This is a genomic window from Exiguobacterium sp. s28 (assembly GCF_018618135.1).
Classification (GTDB): Bacteria; Bacillota; Bacilli; order Exiguobacteriales; family Exiguobacteriaceae; genus Exiguobacterium; species Exiguobacterium mexicanum_A.
Window position 1 is genome coordinate 1 of record NZ_JACSLL010000015.1, and the last position, 19,708, is coordinate 19,708.

Below are 19,708 nucleotides of genomic sequence, written 5' to 3' on the forward strand. Positions count from 1 at the left end.
GGCAAGTCCTTTTTCTTTTCTAAAATAGGAGTGCAGAGTTGTGTACGTTTCCGTTGCACACTTCTGCACTCCTATTTTGCATTACACACCGAATTGATTGTTTGAAATATACGGATAAAATAACCATTTAGCTCGTCACGTAAACGATTTAACTTTAAGACTCGGTTGCTTTGGTTATGTATTAAAAATATCTCACTTATTTCGCTTTCTAATTGATTTAATCTTTCATCAAAATCCATAATCAAATTTTTAGTTGTACAAGCAAGATTCATGGCTTTTCTATATTCTTGAACCTTCATCGAAAGCAGCTCCTTTAGTTAAATAAATAATTTGCTTTTTATTGGTGGGGCCATTCCTTCTATAATTTTTGTGGTTTTATCAAAAAGATAAACTAACTCCTTATAATTCTTTATGTCTTCATCATTTATATATTGATATATATTATGAAAAGATATGTCACCCGCATATGCATTAACAAAATTAAAATTAAAGTCTCTCCATAAAGGCGATAAATTATCTTTATCTGCTAAAGCTTTTTCAACAATGGATTGAACCATGGGATTGCCACAGTCAATGCGAAGCGCTACATATTTTTGTGGATTGTCTCTAAGTGCTAAAGCATTTAAAAACATAATATTTTTTTCATTAAAATCCATAAAATTGGCTAGGTTTTGATAAACTTGAAACATTTCTTTAGCCCAGTAAGGAAAGATAATTGTAAAAACGTTACTAGATATAGAATCGCCAAAGTATTTCCCTAATTTTTGATTGTTTTGAATCATGTAAGAAACTGACGTTTCATTAAGTTTTAAATAAACATCTAGAGATTCTTGAAATCTTTTGAAAATTTCTGTTGGATTTGATACTTTATTAAATTCTGAATGACGTAAGTATTCTGTAAAATCATCAATCAAGTCAGTATTTAAATCTTTAAAGTCTATGGGATTATCGAGAGCCTCTGAAATAAGGTAACCATACATTTTTTCATCAGAATAAAAATGATCAATTAACATTTCCAGAACATCACCTTGTTTCATCTCCAAAGCATTAGAAATAAAATTTATACGAAATCGACTTTCTGTAGTCAGTTTAAATGATTTTGACTCGATACTATCCTGAACATACTCTCTATAAAAAGTGAGATTCATACTCCTCATCCTATCTATTATTGTTAAGTTTGAAATAACTATAACTGAATTGGAAATCCTAATCAATCAAAAAGATTTCTTTTTTAAAGATATAGATTTCTAATCCGGTTTTTATAAATATATTCCGTGGTTATGTACCCAAACGGTTGATTCAATAAGGTGTAAATAATAGAATGGATGAAGTGATTGGTTGGACCAGATAGGAAAGGGAATGATTTTATGAACGAAAACTTCTGGCGCGACCTTCCGCGTCCATTCTTTATACTTGCCCCGATGGAAGACGTGACCGATGTCGTCTTCCGCCACGTCGTCGCCCATGCGGGACGCCCGGACGTGTTCTTTACCGAGTTCGCCAACTCGGACAGCTACTGCCATCCGGAAGGGAAAGGCAGCCTTCGTGGACGCTTGACGTTCACCGAGGACGAGCAGCCGATGGTCGCCCACATTTGGGGCGACAACCCGGACTACTTCCGCGAGATGAGCATCGGCATGGCCGAGATGGGCTATAAAGGCCTCGACATCAACATGGGTTGCCCGGTGCCGAACGTGGCGAAGCGCGGGAAAGGGAGCGGGCTCATCCTCCGTCCTGACGTCGCAGCGGAACTCATCCAAGCGGCGAAAGCCGGCGGCATCCCGGTCAGCGTCAAGACACGTCTCGGATTCGCGAAGCTCGACGAGTGGCGCGACTGGTTGACGCATCTCTTGAAGCAAGACATCGCCAACTTGTCGATTCACTTGCGCACACGCAACGAGATGAGTAAAGTCGACGCGCACTGGGAGATGATCCCGGATATCGTCAAACTGCGTGACGAGATCGCACCGGACACGCTGATCACGATCAACGGTGACATCCTCGACCGTCAGATGGGATTAGAGCTTGTCGAAAAGTATGGCGTCGACGGCGTCATGATCGGTCGCGGGATTTTCAAGAACCCGTTCGCGTTCGAGAAAGAGCCGCGTGAGCATTCGATGGAAGAGTACCTTGACTTGCTTCGTCTCCAACTCGATTTGCAAGACAAGTTCCAAGAAGAAGTGCCGCGCTCGATTTCGAACTTGCACCGCTTCTTCAAGATTTACGTGAAAGGGTTCCGCGGGGCGAGCGACCTCCGTGTGAAGCTCATGGACACGAAATCGACAGACGAAGTGCGGGCACACCTTGATGCGTTCGTCGAGAACTATCATAGAGAAGAAGCGGCGCTTGCCGAGGCGGCGTCGACAGTCGAATAATGTTTTACGGGGATTCAGTGTATACTGGGTCCCTTTTTTATGTGGCGATAATGAATCGAAACTTTTGATCCACTTGGTTCGTAAGAAGGGATGGGAGGGATGAACATGAACGAATGGCGTGAATCTGCGGTCGGTCTTGGCCTTGCGTTTGGAACGGCTGGCGGGCTAATTATCTCATTATTATTCAATTTTCCGTCCATGTATGGAATCGTCATCGGTTCGATTATCGGCTATTGGATTGGGCTCTTCATCTCTATCCGTGCTATGAAACGATAACGACCCATTATTAAAACAGGAGGAGCGTTTCAATATGAGTGAATTCCAATTTATTACGAGCGATTACCCACTGAAAGAAGTCGAAAATCCGTATATCGAGTTCTTATCGATCAACGAGGCCATTAAAAGGGGCGTCGTGTTGCCTGACATGCTTACAGACGACGAAGACCTCGACCGCGATGAGAAGATTTTGATGAACGTCGAGGCAGAAGAACACCTCGACGAGATTGAAATCAAGCGCGACCTGTATTATGAAGTGGCGAACGTCGAGGCTTATTCGTCAAAAGCGCACGTCGTTGAATTGCGCTGGCGCTATTCCGATACGAGAGCCGAACAGCTCGTCGAGTATATAACCGACCACTTGAAGACGGCGGATGAAGTCGAGATTTGGAAAGTGTGGGTCGATGAACAGACGGAGCCGAACGTTCAATCGATCACGCTCGACGACTTGACGACTGATGCGCTGCGATTTTTAGGTGCAGACGGGTTCGAGCGGCCGGAATGCCTTCGCGTGACAAAAGCTTAACCTGACCGAACAAGATGTCTCGTTCGGTTTTTTGTTTTGTCTCCTCACTTGAAAAAGACTGCTATATTATGAAGAGAAGAGTCAGGAGGGAATCAGATGCACATTTTAATCGTTGAAGACGACCGGACAATCGCCTCCGGTCTCCAATATTCGCTCGAACAAGAACAATTCACGACGACGTTGTGCCAGAACGCGACCGACGCGACACGTTTGATTGAACAACAGTTACATACGATCGACCTGTGTCTATTCGACTTGTCGTTGCCGGACGGGAGCGGCTATGACTTATGTCGGCTCGTGAAGCAAAAACAGGATACGCCCGTCATCTTTTTGACGGCGTTCGATGATGAAGTGAACGTCGTCATGGGACTCGATATGGGAGCGGACGACTATATCACGAAACCGTTCCGGGTCCGTGAGCTTATCTCGCGGATTCACTCGGTGTTGCGCCGCTACCATAAACAGGTCAGCTCGCCCGTTTTGACAATCGGGTCGCTCGAAATCAACACGCAAGACGCGAAAGTCAAAAAAGATGGAAGCGAGATCCTGTTGACAGCGCTCGAGTATCGTTTACTGCTCATCTTCGGGAAACATACGGGCCAAGTGTTGTCCCGCGCCCAGCTGCTCGACCAGATTTGGGACATGGGCGGGGACTTCGTGAATGACAATACGTTGACCGTCTACATCAAACGGTTACGCGAGAAACTCGAAGATGACCCGCAACGGCCGACGTTGATTAAGACGGTTCGCGGGATTGGCTATAAGGTGGAACGCTGACATGTTGCGCAATCGAGAATTCCGTATCTATTTAGTCAGTCTGTTGCTGCTGATTGGAGTGGCTTCTATCGTCGCAGCTTTGTTCCTATCGATGGAGGCCGTCATTCTCGTCCTCCTTTTGTCGGTCGCGTTCTTGATCGTGACATATCGGTTCACGGCGTGGCGCTATCGGGAGATCAATCAGCTGTCGAGTTACCTGCAAGAGATCAGCAACGGCAATTATAAACTCGATGTCCGCGACAACCGTGAAGGCGAGCTCAGTCTATTGAAGAGCCAAATCTATAAAGTGACGAAGATGCTGTCCGAGCAAAGGACGCATCTCGAAGAGGACAAGCAGAAGTTGACGGATGCCATCTCCGACATTTCCCATCAGCTGAAGACCCCGCTCACCTCGATGACCGTCATGGCGGACTTGCTCAGTGACCCACGGCTGTCAGATGACAAGCGTCAAGAGTTCACGCATAACGTACAAGTGCAGCTCGAACGGATGGAGTGGCTCGTCTCGTCACTACTCAAGCTGTCTAAAATCGATGCCGGGACGATTCATTTCAAACGGGAACCGGTATCCATCCCCGTGCTCGTTCAAGCCGTGACGGAACCGATGCTTGTGCCAATCGATATTAAAATGCAGCGGCTTCAGATTACGGGTGAGGATGATGTCACGTTCGAAGGCGACTTGAAGTGGACGACCGAGGCGCTCATCAACATCTTGAAGAATTGCGTCGAGCATACACCGGAACAAGGGGAGCTGTTCATCGACTTCAGCGAGAACACCCTGTATACGGAAATCGTCATTCGCGATACGGGGAGCGGCATCGCCAAACAAGACATCCCGTATATTTTCCAACGTTTTTATAAGGGTATGAATGCGAGTGACGACAGCGTCGGCATCGGGCTCGCCATGGCCCACAGCATCATCACAAGTCAACAAGGTGAACTGACCGTCCGCAGTGAACGTGGAGCTGGGACTGCGTTTCAAATTCGATTCTACAAAGCAATCGTCTAAGTGACGAAACAGTCACTTTCGAGTCACGGACGTGTCACATTCGCTCGGTACACTCAAAGTAGATCAAGTACTGGAGGGTGCAAACATGAATATATTAGAAGTGCAACACTTATCGAAAGTATACGGAAAAGACGAGATGGAAGTGCGGGCGCTCGATGACGTGTCGTTCACCGTGAAAAAAGGCGAGTTCGTCTGTATCGTCGGACCGTCGGGCTCGGGAAAGTCGACGTTGTTACATTTGCTCGGCGGCGTCGATGTCCCGACGAGTGGACAGGTGTTAATCGACAATACGGATATTTATAAATTGGACGAGACGCAGCTCGCCATCTTCCGTCGCCGTCAAATCGGTTTGATTTATCAGTTTTACAACTTGATTCCGATTTTGACGGTTGAGGAGAACATTACGTTGCCGATGTTGTTGGACGAACAAAAAGTCGACGCCGCCCATTTGGAGCGCATCATCGGCATCCTTGGACTGTCGAACCGGTTGACGCATCTGCCGAACCAACTGTCTGGCGGGCAGCAACAACGCGTCTCCATCGGTCGGGCGCTCATCAGCAACCCGGCCATCATCTTGGCCGATGAGCCGACGGGGAACCTGGACAGTCAAAACAGTGAAGAGATCATGAGCCTCCTGAAACTGTTCAACAAGAAGTTCAATCAGACGCTGATCATCATCACGCATGACGAACGAATCGCCTTGCAGGCCGACCGCATCATCTCGATTGAGGATGGGAAGATTGCGAAGAACGAGGTCGTCCGCTCATGAACATCATCCATAAAATGACGCTGCGGCACTTGCGCGAGAACAAACGACGCTCGCTCGTCACCATCATCGGGGTCATCATCTCGGTGTCGATGATCACGGCCGTGACGACACTCGGTTCGTCGTTCTTGGACTTGATGATTCGCCAAGACATCGCGGATAACGGGGAATGGCACGTCAAATATGTCAACACGAACGAAGAACAAGTCGAGGCGATTCGGAAGGATGAGGCCACGAAGGACGTCATCCTATCGAGTGACGGCTATGCGACATTAACGGATTCGCAGAATGCGTATAAACCGTACTTGTACGTCCAGAATTATAATACCTCGGGACTGAAGAACTTCCCCGTCGAGTTGACGGAGGGACGCTTGCCGAACAAAGAAGGCGAAGTCGTCATTTCCGAGGCCATCCGTCAAAACGCGCAAGTCACGTACAACATCGGGGACGAGTTGACGCTTGAAATCGGCGAGCGCATGGACGAATCGTCGGGTCGGGTATTGACGCAAAACGACGGCTTGATTCGTGACGGGGAGACGATTCTGGAACAGCTGAACGTCGAGGACACGGTGACGTTGACCGTCGTCGGCACGATGACGCGCCCGGCCTGGGAGCCGACTTGGTCGCCGGGCTATACGGTCGTCGGATACATTGACGACAAGGCGTTGAACGGTGCGACCGTCGATACGTTCGTTGCCTTGAACGATGTCGATAACTCGATTTACTTGGATACGGAACGAGTGATGAACGAACAGAAAATGGAAGGGGTCGCTTATAACTCATCGTTGCTTCGCTATTACGGAGTGACAGACGACGGCGGATTGCGTAAGACGTTGTATGGTTTCGTCGGAATCATCATGACGGTCATCGTCATCGGCTCGATTTCGCTCATCTATAATGCGTTCGCCATCAGCGTATCCGAGCGCTCGCGTTATCTCGGGATGCTTGCGAGTGTCGGGGCGACGAAACGTCAAAAGCGGAATTCGGTCTTTTTTGAAGGATTGATTATCGGAGGGATTAGCATCCCGATCGGTATCATCGCCGGGGTGACCGGGATCGGAGTCACGTTCCTATTCATCAACGCCTTTGCTGAGAAGGCGCTCAATGTGACGGAGAAGTTTGAGGTCGTCGTCACACCGCTTACACTCCTGTTGACGGTCCTCATTTCGAGCGTGACGATTTTCATTTCCTGCTATCTGCCGGCACGTCGCGCTTCGAAGATTTCGGCGATTGACGCAATTCGTCAAACCCAGGACGTGCGACTCACGTCGAAAAACGTGAAGACGTCGAAGCTCGTTCGCCGTATCTTCGGATTAGAGGCGGAAATCGGGTTGAAAAACACGAAACGCAACCGGAAACGGTATTTGGCGACCGTGTTCTCGCTCGTCATCAGTATCGTGCTCTTTTTAGTCGTCAGTTACTTCACGGATCGGCTCGAACAGTCACTTGAGATGTCACAAGGGTCATACGAGTTCGATATCCTTGTGAACGGATCGAATCTCACCAAGGATGACTTGCGTCGCTATGAGACGTTGGACCATGTGACGGGCGGGACGTACTTCGAGAACACGACCGTCCAGACGATGGTCGACGAAGCCCGATTACCGAACGCGGTCACCGAAAACAAAGACTTGGTGTCCACGTTCGTCGATGGGAAATTTGTGTATTACGTGTCCCTTTATCAATTGGATGATGCCAGTTTCGATGCGTACTTGAAGCAAATCGGGGCATCCGCCAGCAACTTTGAAGACGGAGACATGCCGGGTGCCGTCTTAATTGATGAAGTGTCGTATCAAGACGTCGACAAGAAGAAGTTCGTCAACTCGAAGACGATTGAGACAGAGGTCGGTGATACGCTCGAACTCCAAAACGAAAACGCAACGGACGGCACGGCACCACTCAAAACAATCAAAATCGGAGCCATGACCGACGTCGCCCCGACCGGTGTGATGACGAGTTCACTTGGATGGCTTGATGTGATCGTTCGGGAAGGGACGTTTGAAGAGGATGCGATCGGTCAATTGATGAAACAATCAAGTCCATCGATTGCCTTGAACACGAGTAATCCTGATGCGACGCAACAAGTGATTGAAGCGGAACAAAACATGGACCAATACATTTTCAACGTGTCGGAGCAGCGTGAACAACAAGAGCAAGTGTTGTTGCTGTTATCGATTTTCGTCTATGGATTCATCGTCTTGATCTCGCTCATCTCGGTGGCGAACATCTTCAACACAATCTCGACGAGCGTCTCACTCCGACGCCGCGAATTCGCGATGCTACGGTCGGTCGGGATGACACCGAAAGGGTTCAACAAGATGGTGTACTATGAGAGCATTTTCTACGGCATGAAAGCATTGGCGTATGGGGTGCCGATCAGTATTCTCATCATGTACCTGATTTACCGAGCGCAAATCAACACGTTCGAAGCAGCGTTCACGTTGCCGTGGGGCGATATCTTGTTCGTCACGGTCGTAATCTTCCTCATCGTTGGTTCTTCGATGCTGTACGCGATTTCGAAAGTAAAGTCGGATAATATCATCGATCGGTTGAAGCAAGAGAATAACTAATATGCATGCAAAGGGATTCAGTGTCTACTGAGTCCCTTTTTCTGTAAAATGAGAATGAAGAAAGAGGTGGGAGAATGGACATCCGAGAAGTATTGAGTGGTGGGGATTTGCGATCGGTCGGCCACGTCGATGAGGTCGTCACTTTCGTCGGGAACGACCCGGACCGATTCAGCGAATTGATGACCGTCCTAACCGATGACCGTCCCGTCGTCCGGATGCGAAGCGCAGACGCGATGGAAAAAGTGACACGTCATTATCCTGCGCTGCTGCAAGCGCATCAGGCGTCCTTGTTCGAGCAGCTACAGATTGCCACCCAACAAGAAGTGAGGTGGCACTTGGCCCAACTCATGCCACGGATGACGTGGACGGAGGAAGAGGTGAGTGACATCGTCCGTGTGCTCACCGATTGGATTGCCGCGGAGACGAGCGCCATCGTCATCGTCAACGCTCTGCAGGCGATGTTCGACTTGAGCGCCATGCATCCACGATTCCGTGACGAGCTGAAAGCCTTGCTCGAGACGCAACTCGCGGCGGGTAGTCCGGCCGTGAAGAGCCGCGCCAAAAAACTTTTACACAAATTGTGACGGATGGACGTCATTTCCGGTCTATAAAGATGTAAGCACATCGAAAGGGGGATTCGATTGGACGATCAGGCGATCATCGATTTGTATTGGAGGCGTTCCGAGCGGGCGATTGAGGCGACGGCGCAAAAGTACGGCGGCTATTGTCATACGATTTCCTATAACATTTTGAACAGCCGAGAGGACGCGGACGAGTGCGTCAATGATACGTATATGAAGGCGTGGCAAGCGATTCCGCCGACACGTCCAGCACGGCTCGCCGCCTATTTGGCGAAGCTTGTTCGTAACGTCTCGCTCCATAAGTATGAGAAGGCGAACGCCAAGAAGCGCGGAGCGGGGCAAGTCCCGTTCATCGTCAGTGAGCTCGAGCACTGTCTCGTATCCTCCGTCGCGACCGATTCAGAAGTCATCGAGTTGTTGAACGACTTTTTGGCCCAGTTGCCGCAAGAGACTCGGCAGATTTTCATGGGACGTTACTTTCACTTTCAATCAATCAAAGACATCGCGACGATGCGCCAGGTGAGCGAGAGCAAGGTCAAGATGGTGCTGCTGCGGACCCGTAATGACTTGAAGCAAGCGCTCGAAGCGGAAGGGGTGGCGCTATGAATGGAGATCGACTTACACGTTTGATGGGGGACGTCGATGATCGTTTCGTCGAGGAATCGATGGAAGTCGAGGTAAAGAAACGAAGACATTGGCGTTGGATGGGCGGTCTCATCGCAGCAGCCGCTGTCACACTCTTTGTCGTGACATGGGACAGTTTTAAAGAATTGATTCCGCTGTCGGACAGCTCGAGCAATATGTCGGTCGCTTATATCGATGAAGGGGACATCGACGTCGGGATGTCATCGGCAAACCTTGCCGAGATGAGTGAAGACGAGCTGTTCTCGAAATGGGAACCTGCGGTGGTACGGGGCGTCGTGCAACAGATTGACCACATCGAGCTCGACTTCAACGGACAAGCGGAATATCAGTCGATTGTGACGATTAGCGTGACAGACGTCTATCGGGGTGAGGTTGAGCCTGGGAGTGAGATGAAAGTACTTACCGTTGCCGGTGTCGGTTCTGAAGTGCTTCAGTCGGATGCGGACGTCATCTCTGAACTTCGCCTTGGGATGGAAGGGATTTTTATGCCGATCCCATACGATGCGTCACACATCTGGTCACAAAACGAAGCCACGCTTCAAGTGATGGATGTGAGTGATTACGGATTTCCGGACGGTGAGCGGTACATGTTCTTGAACACGGACGAAGGACTCGTCTTCAGTCGAGATGCCTATCCGTCGCTACGTGGCGCTGAAACACTTGATGACATAGAGGAGTTCATGATGACTAAATTTAAATAAGTCACATTTCATGTCTATTTGATTTTTAAAAGCTGATAGATTATTATTAAGTCAATATTATAATAAATATGACTTAAAGGATGAGTGTCATGGCGATACAAGGATTAACCAAATTACCTGTCAAAATAGAAATCACACAAGCCATCAAATTACTTGAACGTCTGGCGCATGTGAATACGCTACTTGGAAAACTCGATGGTGAATTGACGCATTCGAAAGCAAGTAAGCAATTAATGCAACTCTTATCGCTTCAAGAATCCGTTGAATCAACGAAAATCGAAGGATCACAGGTGACGTTCACGGATATGATGGAGTCTTCGCTGAAGAAAAGTGACGATTCCGATGTTATCGAAATTCAGAACTATATGAGGGCCTTGCAGTTTGGGTATGAATCTGTCGAAAATGGTTATCCGGTGACGACGCGATTGATCAAGCAGTTACATGAGATTTTGATGAAAGGAAGTCGAGGCGAAGTCAGTTCAGCCGGTGAGTTCCGTAAAATTCAACATTTTATCGGGCCGACGAATCGATTAGAAGATGCTTCTTATATTCCGGTAGAGGCTCATTTGATTAACGAATACATGGAGAACTTAGAAAAATTTATCAATACTGATTCTTACGGACGATTGCTACCGCAGAACCACTTAAAGTCAGACGGATATGTCATTAATGAACAAGCGGCTCCACTTCTTAAAACAGGAATTATGCATGCTCAATTTGAATCCATCCATCCATTTTTGGACGGGAACGGGCGTTTAGGGCGGATTCTAATGGTGCTTTACCTCCTGCAGCAAAAAGTGATTACGCACCCCATCTTTTTTGTGAGTGAAGAACTTGAGAAAGAAAAAGCCCGCTACTACGATTTGCTCAACGGTGTTCGTGGAGACCAGTCGGATTGGGGGAAATGGTTACTGTTTTTCGTTGATGCTTCAGAACGAATGGCGACAAAGTTGTTGGATCAATTGAATAAAGCCAATCGCTTGCTGTCAGAAGGTGAACAGCTAATTGAAAACGAAGCGGAACGTAAACTATGGATTACGAGCTTTGAACAACCAATCTTGACGGTGGCGAAAGGTGTCGAAATGACAGGCTATTCACCGAACACGGTTCGAAAAGCACTTCATCAACTTGTGGAAAAAGAACTTTTATACGCTTCGAACACAGAGCGGAGAAATCGTAAATATCGAAATTATGCGTTATTGCGCATTTTCGTGAACTAAAAGCAGTGTGCCGTTTTTAAATCGCCAACAATGAAGGAGGAAATCATATGGACCGCACCATCACTGTCAAAGGCACAGGGAAAGTATCGGCCAAGCCTGATTTGATTGTCGTGAGAATGGATTTGTCGTCAAGAGCCGTCCGCTATGAGGAGACGATGAACGGGGCGGCACTCGCCGTCACACGTCTGCAAAAAGCGATTGAGCAGGCTGGCTTCGCGAAAACGGATTTAAAGACGACCGACTTCTCGATTGACACCGACTATGAGAGCTACCGCGACAAACAAGGTAACTACAAGTCTCGTTTCCGGGGTTACGTCTGTCAGCAGAAGACGAAACTCGAATTTTCGCTCGATACGAAACAATTGTCAGCGGTCATCGAACATGTCAGCAACTCGCTAGCCGAGCCGAAGCTGTCCATCTCGTTTACGATCAAGGATGCGGACACAATCCAAGACGAACTGCTCGCGAGCGCGGCGGCGAACGCGCGTCATCGGGCCGAACTGTTGGCGAAAGGGGCCGGGGCGACGCTCGGTGACTTGCTTCAAATCGATTACACGTGGGGCGAGCTTCATCTTTATTCGCCGACGCGTCTCACGCTCCATGACGAGGTTCTCTTCTCGGAGGCGGCAATGCCAGAACTCGAGCCGGATGAGATTGACTTGAGTGACTCGGCGACGTTCGTGTGGGCGATTCGATGAGGCGTATCATCGGATTGGTGCTGCTGTTCCTATCGGTTTCAATGTCAGCCCAAGCCTTATCTTGGGCGTATGCGTTCGTCGTGTTGGATGGACGGGTGTATGAAGTGATGGACGTCGCGGTATTGGAGGCTGACTTGGGAGAAGTCGTCGGCGAGGTCAAGACGATGGCCGACGATATGGATGGCAGCTATTATGGGGACGCCTCGAACATGTATCCGGTCGGGACGACCTATCGAAAAGTGAACGGGGAAGCGACGGAGGACGTGCTCGCGGTCGAGGATGGGTCTGGGTGGAAGCGGGCCGAATATCGGCATGACGCCCCGTTCAGCATGCGTGACCATTTGGATAAGGTGGCATATGGATTCGTCGGACTCGGCCTCGTATTTTTTGTTATGTATCGATTTAGGGGGACAAGATGAATTTATTTGAGTTTGAAAGATATGTATCACGGCGAATCGAGGACCGTGGCTACGGTTATTATATGAGTGGGAACCTCAAATTAGTGTCACAAACTCGAAATACGTACTGGTTTGATGTATATGGCAGTAGCGTTTATCGAGTGGGGGTTACATGTGCGAACGAGTGGATGATTCAATCGTCATGCGATTGCCCCTATAATCAAGGAACGTGTAAACATGAAGTCGCAGTTTATTATTGGTTACGCGATCGGCTTACACCGGGGGCACCATTTGATTTAGCAAAAGAACTCGGTAAGCTGAAGAAAGCCGACCTCATCGATGTGATGATAAAGCTAGCGCATGACCCGGATATTCACCATCGTTTGGCACACGACCTCGGACCGCCATCAAGCAACCCAGAAACATTCGTTCAAGTCTGTGAGCGAGAAATTGCCGAAAAGTTTTCAAACGGCACGATTAATCAACAAGAAATGAAGACCTTGAAACGTTATCTGTTTCGTAAAATAGATGTGATTCAGTCAGATGAAAATCCTGTATCACGCTTATTCAATAGTATTTCATTTCTTGATACAGTCACTCCGACAATCATGAGATGTGATATATTTCTTCACTTGTTGTTCGCTGTGCGGGACGAAGTCACTGATTTGATGGTGTCAGCCATTGAGGAAATCCCAGAGGCGGAACGAGACATGGTTTTTCAACGTTTCATTTTGATGTGGCATGAACTGCATCTAGCCGTTTACAATGACGTTCATGTTCAATTGTTGAAAGTGATTGTCCCCATCTATGAAGGAGATAAGACGTTTCTCATCGACCAAATCAATCGGTTTAGAAGCACGCACGCCGAGGCTAGTGATTTGGAGCACCTGGACGAGTTCACGAAAGTGTTAACAGAAGAAAGTTGGTAAGTTGATAATCAAGTATGGAAATGGGGAACAGATTCATGTAGGGGTTACCCAGTCTTGGAGAGAGAAGGGACAAACATGAAAATCCTCATCATCTTTGACTCGATGTACGGGTGTACCGAAAAAGTCGCATATGCCATCAAGGACGGATTCAGCGACTTACACCGCGTCGACATCATGCAGATCAGCCACGTCGGATACGGCGACCTCGCCAACCTTGATTTGTTCATCGTTGGTTCGCCGACTCACGGAGGGCGCGAAACCGAGGATGTGAAGACGTTTCTCGACGGCTTATCGGACCATGCACTGCGTGGTACGCGAGCTGCAGCCTTCGATACGAGTATGGCCGAAGAAGATCAAGGCTTTTTCGTCGGGAAAATCGTCAAATGGTTCGGTCACGCCTCGACCCGGATGGAGCAGTTATTGCTCGAAAAAGGAGCGGAGCCGGTGCTGAAAGAATCGTTCATCGTCCTTGATAAAGAAGGACCACTTAAAGACGGAGAGCTCGAGCGGGCGACCGAATGGGCCCGTCACTTGATGGACAAATAATCTGACGTGTTCCTTACGGGACGCGTCTTTTTTGACGCAGAATTGTCCGAAGCGTTCGCAAAACGGGTAAATATAAGGGTAGCTCTATTGTGTGGAACGGAGGGAGAATGATGAAAAAATGGGAACGTGACGTCCTCATGGGTTGGATTGTCGTCTTATTGGTGCTCGTTGCGCATTATGTGATCACGGTATCACTCGGCAACACGTATTTTGCCGAGTCCACGATGAACCGGATGCTTTGGCTCAGTAGCTTCCCGGCCTTTTTGATCGCCTTTCTCGCGGCCCTCTTCCAAAAAACGAACACGCTTACGCTTGCTGTTCGTCGTAGTGTCATTTGGACGGCCGAACTCGTCGTCGGCTTCTCGCTCGTCGCCTGGTTTTTCCGGGCGTTCGAGATGTTGTTTGTGAGCCCGGGCGCGTATTGGGTGTTCGGCGCCGTTCTGCTCGCTCCGCTCGTCTACTTGTTCGAGTTCCGGCGTCAAAACCGTGGGACGAAAGCCGGGGCCCACTAAATTTAGAAAACGTCTCCGCCATGGAGGCGTTTTTAGTCTGGTCTGGAATGGGAATGGGGTACAGAAGACAAGAATGGAGGGAATCACTATGAGTCAGTATTTTTCATCATCATACGAAGAGTCGCGTGAGAAGTTTCTCGCCTTACTCGACAACGTTAAAACCTATTATCCGACGGCCCGCGTGATGTCCCACTCGATCGGCGAGGACACGATCGACTTGATCATCGGTGAGCCGGCGGGGTCACGCGAGGCGGTGCTCCTCATGACAATCGGCGAGCACGGCATCGAAGGGTATGCCGGTGCCGCTGTGACGCATCAGTTCGTCGAGACGCAACTCGAAAACCTTCGGCACGAGTCGACAGGGATCTGTCTCATCCATGCGGTCAATCCGTGGGGGATGAAGCACTTCCGCCGCGTCAATGAACATAACGTCGACTTGAACCGGAACTACGTCATCGACCGGGAATCACTCCCGCGTAACGTCAATAAAGAGTATGAAGTCATGCGGCACTTGTTCGTCCCGGATGGCGTCATCGATGACTACCATGAATCGCGCGAACATATCTACTCGTTCCTCGGTTCTGGTATCAAGCTCGACGGCTTCGAGGCGATGACCGAGGCGAAAGGGATGGGACAATATCAGTTCCCGAAAGGCGTCTATTATGGCGGTGAGTCGGATGAGCCGTCCGCCATCTTTTTGAAGGAGATTCAACATGACCTGCTCGATCGCTATGACCGCGTCGTCCACATGGATTGGCATACGGCGCTCGGTCCGACGAACGAGGTGACTATGGTCATTAGTGAGCGCGACGGGCGTGACGTCGACGAGTTGAAGCGGACTTACGGGTTGAAGAACATCCAGACGTATGACCCGACCGATGTCCTCGGGGACTCGACGAACCACTTCTACTATGTGCGCGACACACATCACCCGGACAAACGGCTCGTCTCGGCGTTGTTCGAGTTCGGGACATTCGGGACATCGACGAAAGCGACGATTCGCGAGTTCTTGACGATCATCCTCGAGAACCGGCTCTACTTTGAAGGGACGAAAGACCCGGAAGCCCGCAACGGCATTCGAAAAGAGTTCATGGCGATGTTTTATCCGGAAGACGAGTCGTGGCGGACGTCCGTATTACGCGAAGGAGCGGCGGCGATTGAGCATGTCTTGAAAGGCGAATCGCTTTGGCGCGACAGTTGATAGGTTTCCACTTCGGTCAAACGGGAAAAGTTGGGTTGTGGGCAAACAAGCATGCCGCTCAACAATCCAACTGGGGGTTTTGACCAATGGGGAATTATATTACCGCACATGACGGAACGAGTATTTACGTGGAAGACGTCGGGACAGGCGATGCCGTCGTCTTCTTGCACGGCTGGCCGGCAAACAACAACATGTTCGAGTATCAAAAGAATGCATTGCTCGAAGCAGGCTATCGCTACGTCGGGATCGACTATCGTGGCTACGGCAAGTCGGATGCACCGGCGACAGGTTATGACTATGCGACGATGGCGTCGGACGTGCACATGGTCGTTGACGGGCTTGGCATCAAAGATTTCACGCTCGTCGGCTTCTCGATGGGCGGGGCCATCGCCATCCGCTATGCCGTCGATTTCCCGGATGACGGGTTGAAGAAACTCGTCCTCTCAGGCGCGGCGGCACCAGTGTTCACGCAACGTCCGGACTATCCGTACGGGATGACGCAAGCCGAGGTCGACGCGTTGATTGAGGATACGCTGAAAGACCGTCCGAAGATGCTCGAAGGGTTCGGTGAGATTTTCTTCGAGAAAGAACATTCGAAACCGATGCAAAACTGGTTCCATCATCTGTCGCTCGTCGCGTCGAGCCACGGGACGATTGCTTCGGCGAAAGCGCTCCGTGATGAGGATCTGCGCGAGGACTTGCCGAAAGTCAACGTCGAGACGCTCATCATCCATGGCGTCCATGACAAGATTTGTCCGTTCGAGTTCGCGCTCGAGATGGAAAAAGGAATCCCGAACTCTCGGATCGAACGGTTCGAGGAGAGCGGTCACGGTACCGTCCTCGACGAGATGGACAAGTTCAACAAGACGTTGCTCGGATTTATTTGAGTGTGTGACAAGCCTAGGACGTTCCTAGGCTTTTTTTGATGGTCATCTGTAGCACGTTTGTTACGGATTTTGAGGCTAGAACGACTTGTACACGGGTATAGCTAAAATGAAGCACTTTGTTCGAGTTGAGATTGAACAAGTTTGCTGTATGTCGAGGTTTTGACATAGAGTCGTTGGTGTTCGTCACACGGTCAAGGATGGCTATGGAAAAGCCGCTCGGGACCGTGCCTGTTTTTGTGGTCTCACACAATTCGAATAGCTCGTCTGGAAACGCTTCACAAGAAAAAAGAAATAAGCCTCCTTTTGCTAGAACGGATGACATTTAGATGGTCAATTTGTGCTGACTAGACCTTAATACATGGTACAATGGAGAGGTGGATTTTTAGATTGAGGAGAGATTGTACATGAATATCGCTTTCTTTTTATATCCGAAAGAAGACGTCAAATATTTAGACCCGGAATCGACGGTGCGTCAAGCGCTCGAGAAGATGAAACATCATCGCTTCACCTCGGTGCCGCTCGTATCCGAGAACGGCTTTTACGCCGGCACGATGACGGAAGGAGATTTGCTCTGGGCACTCGCCGAACAGCTTCGCGGGGAAGAAGACTACGAAAAAGTGCTCCGGACACGCCTGAAAGACATCAAGCAACGCGTACGGTATAAGCCGGTCGCCATCACGGCGCAAATCGAGGAGCTCGTCGATGCGATCACCGATCAAAACTTCGTGCCGGTCGTCGATGACGGGAAGTATTTCATCGGTATCATCCGGCGCCGCGACATCATCGAATATTACTCGACGAAGTTGCAACAGCTCGAGAATAAAGTGAACTGAACGAATGGACCAACCTGTGAAAGCGGGTTGGTTTTTGTATGTGTGAGTACAAGCAACGGGGAGGCGAGCTATAGATGGAAGCACGAGTCATTGAATCGATTGAGCTATGGTTTCAAGAGGCAGGGTCTGAGGAAGCGGTGAACTTCATCGACTTTATGTTGTTTTTGAATGAATCCGCCTATTCTTTGCTTCACCGAGACACGTTACATGGCATCTTCACCTATCAGGTCCGCTACCAAGATGGGACTTCTCAGTCCGTCTCGTACGATAAAGACGAGTGGGTCGCCCATGAACGGAATGAATGGCAAACCGGTATGAGCGGCGGTGAGTGGGTATGGTGGTTCATCGAACGATGGCGTTTTGTCGTGGAGTGGCGCAGTGGTCGAGACTTCCGGACAGGTGATGAGATAGAAGAGAACTTCTATGGGATCATCCCTTACGGTGAAGTTCAACCACTTGACGTTCTGTTGTATTCAATTATTGAAAATGATGCCCACAACACAGAAGCGTTAATCAAAGAGGGATATTACCATGACCCGCTGCTGCAGAAATGGATTGTCATTCCCGATTCGACGGACAGCCTACGACCGCTCGTGTTGGCCGTCTGTTACAACGAAGGAATCATCGAGACACCCCGAACTATCGAGCGGATTGAAGTGACGTTCACCGATTTGACGACAGGAGCGGTCCAATCGCTTGCGAGTGCACTCGAAGCGTATGAGAAACCGGCAGACCTCGATTTAGATGACATCGAGTATCGCGATGACATGTTTTATCGCGACGAGTCCATTCAAGGGACGATTCGTTTCGAGGTGACGTATCAAGGCGGAAGGGTCCAATATGTCGAACATGACAAATCAGAGATGTTTATGGATTGGGACATGGCGATCATCAAGTGGTTTTTCGAGCATTGGCTTAAGCTGTACGAAGCGTATGCCGAAAAGTCGTTTCCGTCCGGTCAACCATTGCAACGCTTTGAATCGGGCTATGATTATTGGAAAGCCAGACTGTCACCGGAAGCGTGGGACGAGCTCATTCATTCGACAGACCCTTTCGACCAACAACTTTTAACGGATAAGGAACCCCATGACGAGATTCGAGACGCAAAAGAGCAGTTCGAAATGATGTTCGATCAAGCAGCGGAACTCTATCTCGAAGATTTGCGTCACGGATTTTATGTTGATCAACTGTTGGAACAACGAATCGACGTCGAAAGCTCGTTCGATGCCGTGATTGCTCTTTACAAAGAAATATCCGAGGCAGAGCAGAAAAGGCGAACGAGGGAGCAACTGCTTTATGGGGAAAAGGATGAAGGCAACGCTAATTGATTGAATAAAGGCTATGGAAAAATAGGGACATTCCTTATACTTTTACGTATAGAGTCAAGACATACAAGGAAGGAGTGACAATGAATGGCGATGCCCGATTTACATATGCTGCGTGAATCGCTCAAACCGGATTGTGCGAATTGTTTCGGTCTCTGTTGTGTGGCGTTTCACTACTTGAAATCTGAGGATTTCCCGATTGATAAACCCGCAGGACAGCCGTGCGTCCATTTGGCAGATTCGTATGCCTGCAACATCCATTCCGAACTGCGCGAGCGGGGCTTCAAAGGATGTACGGTGTACGACTGTCTCGGGGCCGGGCAGTTCGTGTCACAAGTGACGTTTCACGGACGAAGCTGGCGGGAGGCGGATGTCGACGATACGCGTATGTTCACGGTGCTACCCATCATGAGTCAAGTCCATGAGCTGTTGCTCTACATAAGCGACATCCTGAGCCGAGTAATCCCAAAGCGCGATGCACGATTACTCGAGACGTTATTGGCAGAGCTACTGGCTTTCCGTGAGTTACCGCCTGAACAGTTGAGCGGTACGGCACTGATGGCATTCCGACAACGGGCCCGCCCATTGTTCGTCCGACTCAGTCGGCACATTCGAGCGGAAGGGTTGAAACATAACGGCCTGACGTTGACGTCACTCCACGAGCAAGACCGGGCCGATTTGATTGGTCGAAACGTGAGTCAGCATGACGTGAGAGGGACGTGTTATCGAGGCGCCTTGTTGATTGGTGCTAACTTACGTGGGCAAGACCTGTCCTATGTCGATTTCATGGGGGCCGACGTACGAGATTTGGATGTGCGAGGAGCAACGTTGACCGACAGTCTGTTTTTGACACAGATGCAAGTGAACGCGATGAACGGGGACCGGCAGACGAGACTGGCGCCCGTGTACACGCGACCGAGCCATTGGCTGTAACGC

The 19,708-nt window shown here is 49.4% G+C and carries 23 protein-coding genes; 21 read left to right on the plus strand and 2 right to left on the minus strand.

Going from position 1 to position 19,708, the window contains the following annotated elements; translation table 11 throughout:
• Nucleotides 1-71: 71 nt before the first annotated feature.
• Nucleotides 72-299: a hypothetical protein gene (locus KNP78_RS13350; RefSeq protein WP_214824886.1), complete on the minus strand. Its 228-nt coding sequence runs from the start codon at nt 297-299 to the stop codon at nt 72-74.
• A gap of 18 nt (nt 300-317) precedes the next feature.
• Nucleotides 318-1,148: a hypothetical protein gene (locus KNP78_RS13355; RefSeq protein ID WP_214824889.1), complete on the minus strand. Its 831-nt coding sequence runs from the start codon at nt 1,146-1,148 to the stop codon at nt 318-320.
• A gap of 219 nt (nt 1,149-1,367) precedes the next feature.
• Between KNP78_RS13355 and KNP78_RS13360 the strand changes: the two genes are divergently transcribed.
• The 21 genes from KNP78_RS13360 (at nt 1,368) to KNP78_RS13460 (ending at nt 19,705) form a co-directional block, all read left to right on the plus strand.
• Entirely contained in the window at nt 1,368-2,375 is a 1,008-nt protein-coding gene (locus tag KNP78_RS13360; RefSeq protein WP_128123324.1) for a tRNA dihydrouridine synthase, read from the plus strand.
• 105 nt (nt 2,376-2,480) lie between these two features.
• The gene (locus KNP78_RS13365) at nt 2,481-2,651 is read left to right on the plus strand and encodes a hypothetical protein (RefSeq protein ID WP_214824891.1); all 171 of its coding nucleotides are present in this window, start codon (nt 2,481-2,483) and stop codon (nt 2,649-2,651) included.
• A gap of 34 nt (nt 2,652-2,685) precedes the next feature.
• The gene (locus tag KNP78_RS13370; RefSeq protein WP_214824894.1) at nt 2,686-3,177 is read left to right on the plus strand and encodes a hypothetical protein; all 492 of its coding nucleotides are present in this window, start codon (nt 2,686-2,688) and stop codon (nt 3,175-3,177) included.
• 96 nt (nt 3,178-3,273) lie between these two features.
• Nucleotides 3,274-3,954, plus strand: a complete 681-nt coding sequence (locus KNP78_RS13375) for a response regulator transcription factor (protein ID WP_214824897.1) — start codon at nt 3,274-3,276, stop codon at nt 3,952-3,954.
• A 1-nt stretch (nt 3,955) separates the two neighbouring features.
• Nucleotides 3,956-4,960 carry a sensor histidine kinase gene (locus KNP78_RS13380; protein WP_214824911.1) on the plus strand — a complete coding sequence of 335 codons (1,005 nt, stop codon included), beginning with the start codon at nt 3,956-3,958 and terminating at the stop codon, nt 4,958-4,960.
• A gap of 85 nt (nt 4,961-5,045) precedes the next feature.
• Nucleotides 5,046-5,729, plus strand: coding sequence for an ABC transporter ATP-binding protein (locus tag KNP78_RS13385; protein ID WP_021066503.1), 684 nt, complete (start codon nt 5,046-5,048; stop codon nt 5,727-5,729).
• Nucleotides 5,726-8,296 carry an ABC transporter permease gene (locus KNP78_RS13390; protein WP_214824915.1) on the plus strand — a complete coding sequence of 857 codons (2,571 nt, stop codon included), beginning with the start codon at nt 5,726-5,728 and terminating at the stop codon, nt 8,294-8,296. Before KNP78_RS13385 ends, KNP78_RS13390 begins: the two co-directional genes overlap by 4 nt.
• A gap of 74 nt (nt 8,297-8,370) precedes the next feature.
• On the plus strand, nt 8,371-8,880 hold the full coding sequence (locus KNP78_RS13395; protein WP_214824918.1) for a hypothetical protein: 510 nt from the start codon (nt 8,371-8,373) through the stop codon (nt 8,878-8,880).
• 57 nt (nt 8,881-8,937) lie between these two features.
• On the plus strand, nt 8,938-9,483 hold the full coding sequence (locus tag KNP78_RS13400) for an RNA polymerase sigma factor (protein WP_214824921.1): 546 nt from the start codon (nt 8,938-8,940) through the stop codon (nt 9,481-9,483).
• On the plus strand, nt 9,480-10,223 hold the full coding sequence (locus tag KNP78_RS13405) for a hypothetical protein (RefSeq protein ID WP_214753957.1): 744 nt from the start codon (nt 9,480-9,482) through the stop codon (nt 10,221-10,223). Before KNP78_RS13400 ends, KNP78_RS13405 begins: the two co-directional genes overlap by 4 nt.
• An 89-nt stretch (nt 10,224-10,312) precedes the next feature.
• Entirely contained in the window at nt 10,313-11,443 is a 1,131-nt protein-coding gene (locus tag KNP78_RS13410; protein WP_214824937.1) for a Fic family protein, read from the plus strand.
• Nucleotides 11,444-11,490: 47 nt separating this feature from the next.
• The gene (locus tag KNP78_RS13415; protein WP_214753953.1) at nt 11,491-12,141 is read left to right on the plus strand and encodes an SIMPL domain-containing protein; all 651 of its coding nucleotides are present in this window, start codon (nt 11,491-11,493) and stop codon (nt 12,139-12,141) included.
• Nucleotides 12,138-12,560: a hypothetical protein gene (locus tag KNP78_RS13420; RefSeq protein WP_214753951.1), complete on the plus strand. Its 423-nt coding sequence runs from the start codon at nt 12,138-12,140 to the stop codon at nt 12,558-12,560. Before KNP78_RS13415 ends, KNP78_RS13420 begins: the two co-directional genes overlap by 4 nt.
• Nucleotides 12,557-13,468, plus strand: coding sequence for an SWIM zinc finger family protein (locus KNP78_RS13425; protein WP_214753949.1), 912 nt, complete (start codon nt 12,557-12,559; stop codon nt 13,466-13,468). The genes KNP78_RS13420 and KNP78_RS13425 overlap by 4 nt, the downstream gene beginning before the upstream one ends.
• A gap of 75 nt (nt 13,469-13,543) precedes the next feature.
• Nucleotides 13,544-14,014, plus strand: a complete 471-nt coding sequence (locus tag KNP78_RS13430) for a flavodoxin family protein (RefSeq protein WP_214753947.1) — start codon at nt 13,544-13,546, stop codon at nt 14,012-14,014.
• Between the two features lie 110 nt (nt 14,015-14,124).
• Nucleotides 14,125-14,526 (plus strand): hypothetical protein, encoded by a 402-nt coding sequence (locus KNP78_RS13435; RefSeq protein WP_214753945.1) that lies wholly within the window; start codon nt 14,125-14,127, stop codon nt 14,524-14,526.
• Nucleotides 14,527-14,614: 88 nt separating this feature from the next.
• The gene (locus KNP78_RS13440; RefSeq protein ID WP_131472911.1) at nt 14,615-15,727 is read left to right on the plus strand and encodes a M14 family metallopeptidase; all 1,113 of its coding nucleotides are present in this window, start codon (nt 14,615-14,617) and stop codon (nt 15,725-15,727) included.
• Between the two features lie 86 nt (nt 15,728-15,813).
• Nucleotides 15,814-16,614 (plus strand): alpha/beta fold hydrolase, encoded by an 801-nt coding sequence (locus KNP78_RS13445; protein ID WP_214824939.1) that lies wholly within the window; start codon nt 15,814-15,816, stop codon nt 16,612-16,614.
• Nucleotides 16,615-17,018: 404 nt separating this feature from the next.
• Complete coding sequence (locus KNP78_RS13450) at nt 17,019-17,447, plus strand: CBS domain-containing protein (RefSeq protein ID WP_021066516.1); 429 nt, start codon at nt 17,019-17,021, stop codon at nt 17,445-17,447.
• Between the two features lie 74 nt (nt 17,448-17,521).
• On the plus strand, nt 17,522-18,775 hold the full coding sequence (locus KNP78_RS13455) for a hypothetical protein (protein ID WP_214824941.1): 1,254 nt from the start codon (nt 17,522-17,524) through the stop codon (nt 18,773-18,775).
• A gap of 84 nt (nt 18,776-18,859) precedes the next feature.
• Complete coding sequence (locus tag KNP78_RS13460) at nt 18,860-19,705, plus strand: pentapeptide repeat-containing protein (RefSeq protein WP_214824953.1); 846 nt, start codon at nt 18,860-18,862, stop codon at nt 19,703-19,705.
• The last annotated feature ends 3 nt before the right edge of the window (nt 19,706-19,708 follow it).

Excerpts from the sequence above, each read along its gene's own strand:
- KNP78_RS13415 (WP_214753953.1), top strand. The coding sequence starts at position 11,491 with ATGGACCGCACCATCACTGTCAAAGGCACAGGGAAAGTATCGGCCAAG.
- KNP78_RS13420 (WP_214753951.1), top strand. The coding sequence starts at position 12,138 with ATGAGGCGTATCATCGGATTGGTGCTGCTGTTCCTATCGGTTTCAATG.
- KNP78_RS13435 (WP_214753945.1), top strand. The coding sequence starts at position 14,125 with ATGAAAAAATGGGAACGTGACGTCCTCATGGGTTGGATTGTCGTCTTA.
- KNP78_RS13380 (WP_214824911.1), top strand. The coding sequence starts at position 3,956 with ATGTTGCGCAATCGAGAATTCCGTATCTATTTAGTCAGTCTGTTGCTG.
- KNP78_RS13375 (WP_214824897.1), top strand. The coding sequence starts at position 3,274 with ATGCACATTTTAATCGTTGAAGACGACCGGACAATCGCCTCCGGTCTC.
- KNP78_RS13370 (WP_214824894.1), top strand. The coding sequence starts at position 2,686 with ATGAGTGAATTCCAATTTATTACGAGCGATTACCCACTGAAAGAAGTC.
- KNP78_RS13440 (WP_131472911.1), top strand. The coding sequence starts at position 14,615 with ATGAGTCAGTATTTTTCATCATCATACGAAGAGTCGCGTGAGAAGTTT.
- KNP78_RS13365 (WP_214824891.1), top strand. The coding sequence starts at position 2,481 with ATGAACGAATGGCGTGAATCTGCGGTCGGTCTTGGCCTTGCGTTTGGA.
- KNP78_RS13430 (WP_214753947.1), top strand. The coding sequence starts at position 13,544 with ATGAAAATCCTCATCATCTTTGACTCGATGTACGGGTGTACCGAAAAA.
- KNP78_RS13360 (WP_128123324.1), top strand. The coding sequence starts at position 1,368 with ATGAACGAAAACTTCTGGCGCGACCTTCCGCGTCCATTCTTTATACTT.
- KNP78_RS13390 (WP_214824915.1), top strand. The coding sequence starts at position 5,726 with ATGAACATCATCCATAAAATGACGCTGCGGCACTTGCGCGAGAACAAA.
- KNP78_RS13395 (WP_214824918.1), top strand. The coding sequence starts at position 8,371 with ATGGACATCCGAGAAGTATTGAGTGGTGGGGATTTGCGATCGGTCGGC.
- KNP78_RS13445 (WP_214824939.1), top strand. The coding sequence starts at position 15,814 with ATGGGGAATTATATTACCGCACATGACGGAACGAGTATTTACGTGGAA.
- KNP78_RS13460 (WP_214824953.1), top strand. The coding sequence starts at position 18,860 with ATGGCGATGCCCGATTTACATATGCTGCGTGAATCGCTCAAACCGGAT.
- KNP78_RS13405 (WP_214753957.1), top strand. The coding sequence starts at position 9,480 with ATGAATGGAGATCGACTTACACGTTTGATGGGGGACGTCGATGATCGT.
- KNP78_RS13355 (WP_214824889.1), bottom strand. The coding sequence starts at position 1,148 with ATGAATCTCACTTTTTATAGAGAGTATGTTCAGGATAGTATCGAGTCA.
- KNP78_RS13455 (WP_214824941.1), top strand. The coding sequence starts at position 17,522 with ATGGAAGCACGAGTCATTGAATCGATTGAGCTATGGTTTCAAGAGGCA.
- KNP78_RS13425 (WP_214753949.1), top strand. The coding sequence starts at position 12,557 with ATGAATTTATTTGAGTTTGAAAGATATGTATCACGGCGAATCGAGGAC.
- KNP78_RS13350 (WP_214824886.1), bottom strand. The coding sequence starts at position 299 with ATGAAGGTTCAAGAATATAGAAAAGCCATGAATCTTGCTTGTACAACT.
- KNP78_RS13385 (WP_021066503.1), top strand. The coding sequence starts at position 5,046 with ATGAATATATTAGAAGTGCAACACTTATCGAAAGTATACGGAAAAGAC.
- KNP78_RS13410 (WP_214824937.1), top strand. The coding sequence starts at position 10,313 with ATGGCGATACAAGGATTAACCAAATTACCTGTCAAAATAGAAATCACA.
- KNP78_RS13450 (WP_021066516.1), top strand. The coding sequence starts at position 17,019 with ATGAATATCGCTTTCTTTTTATATCCGAAAGAAGACGTCAAATATTTA.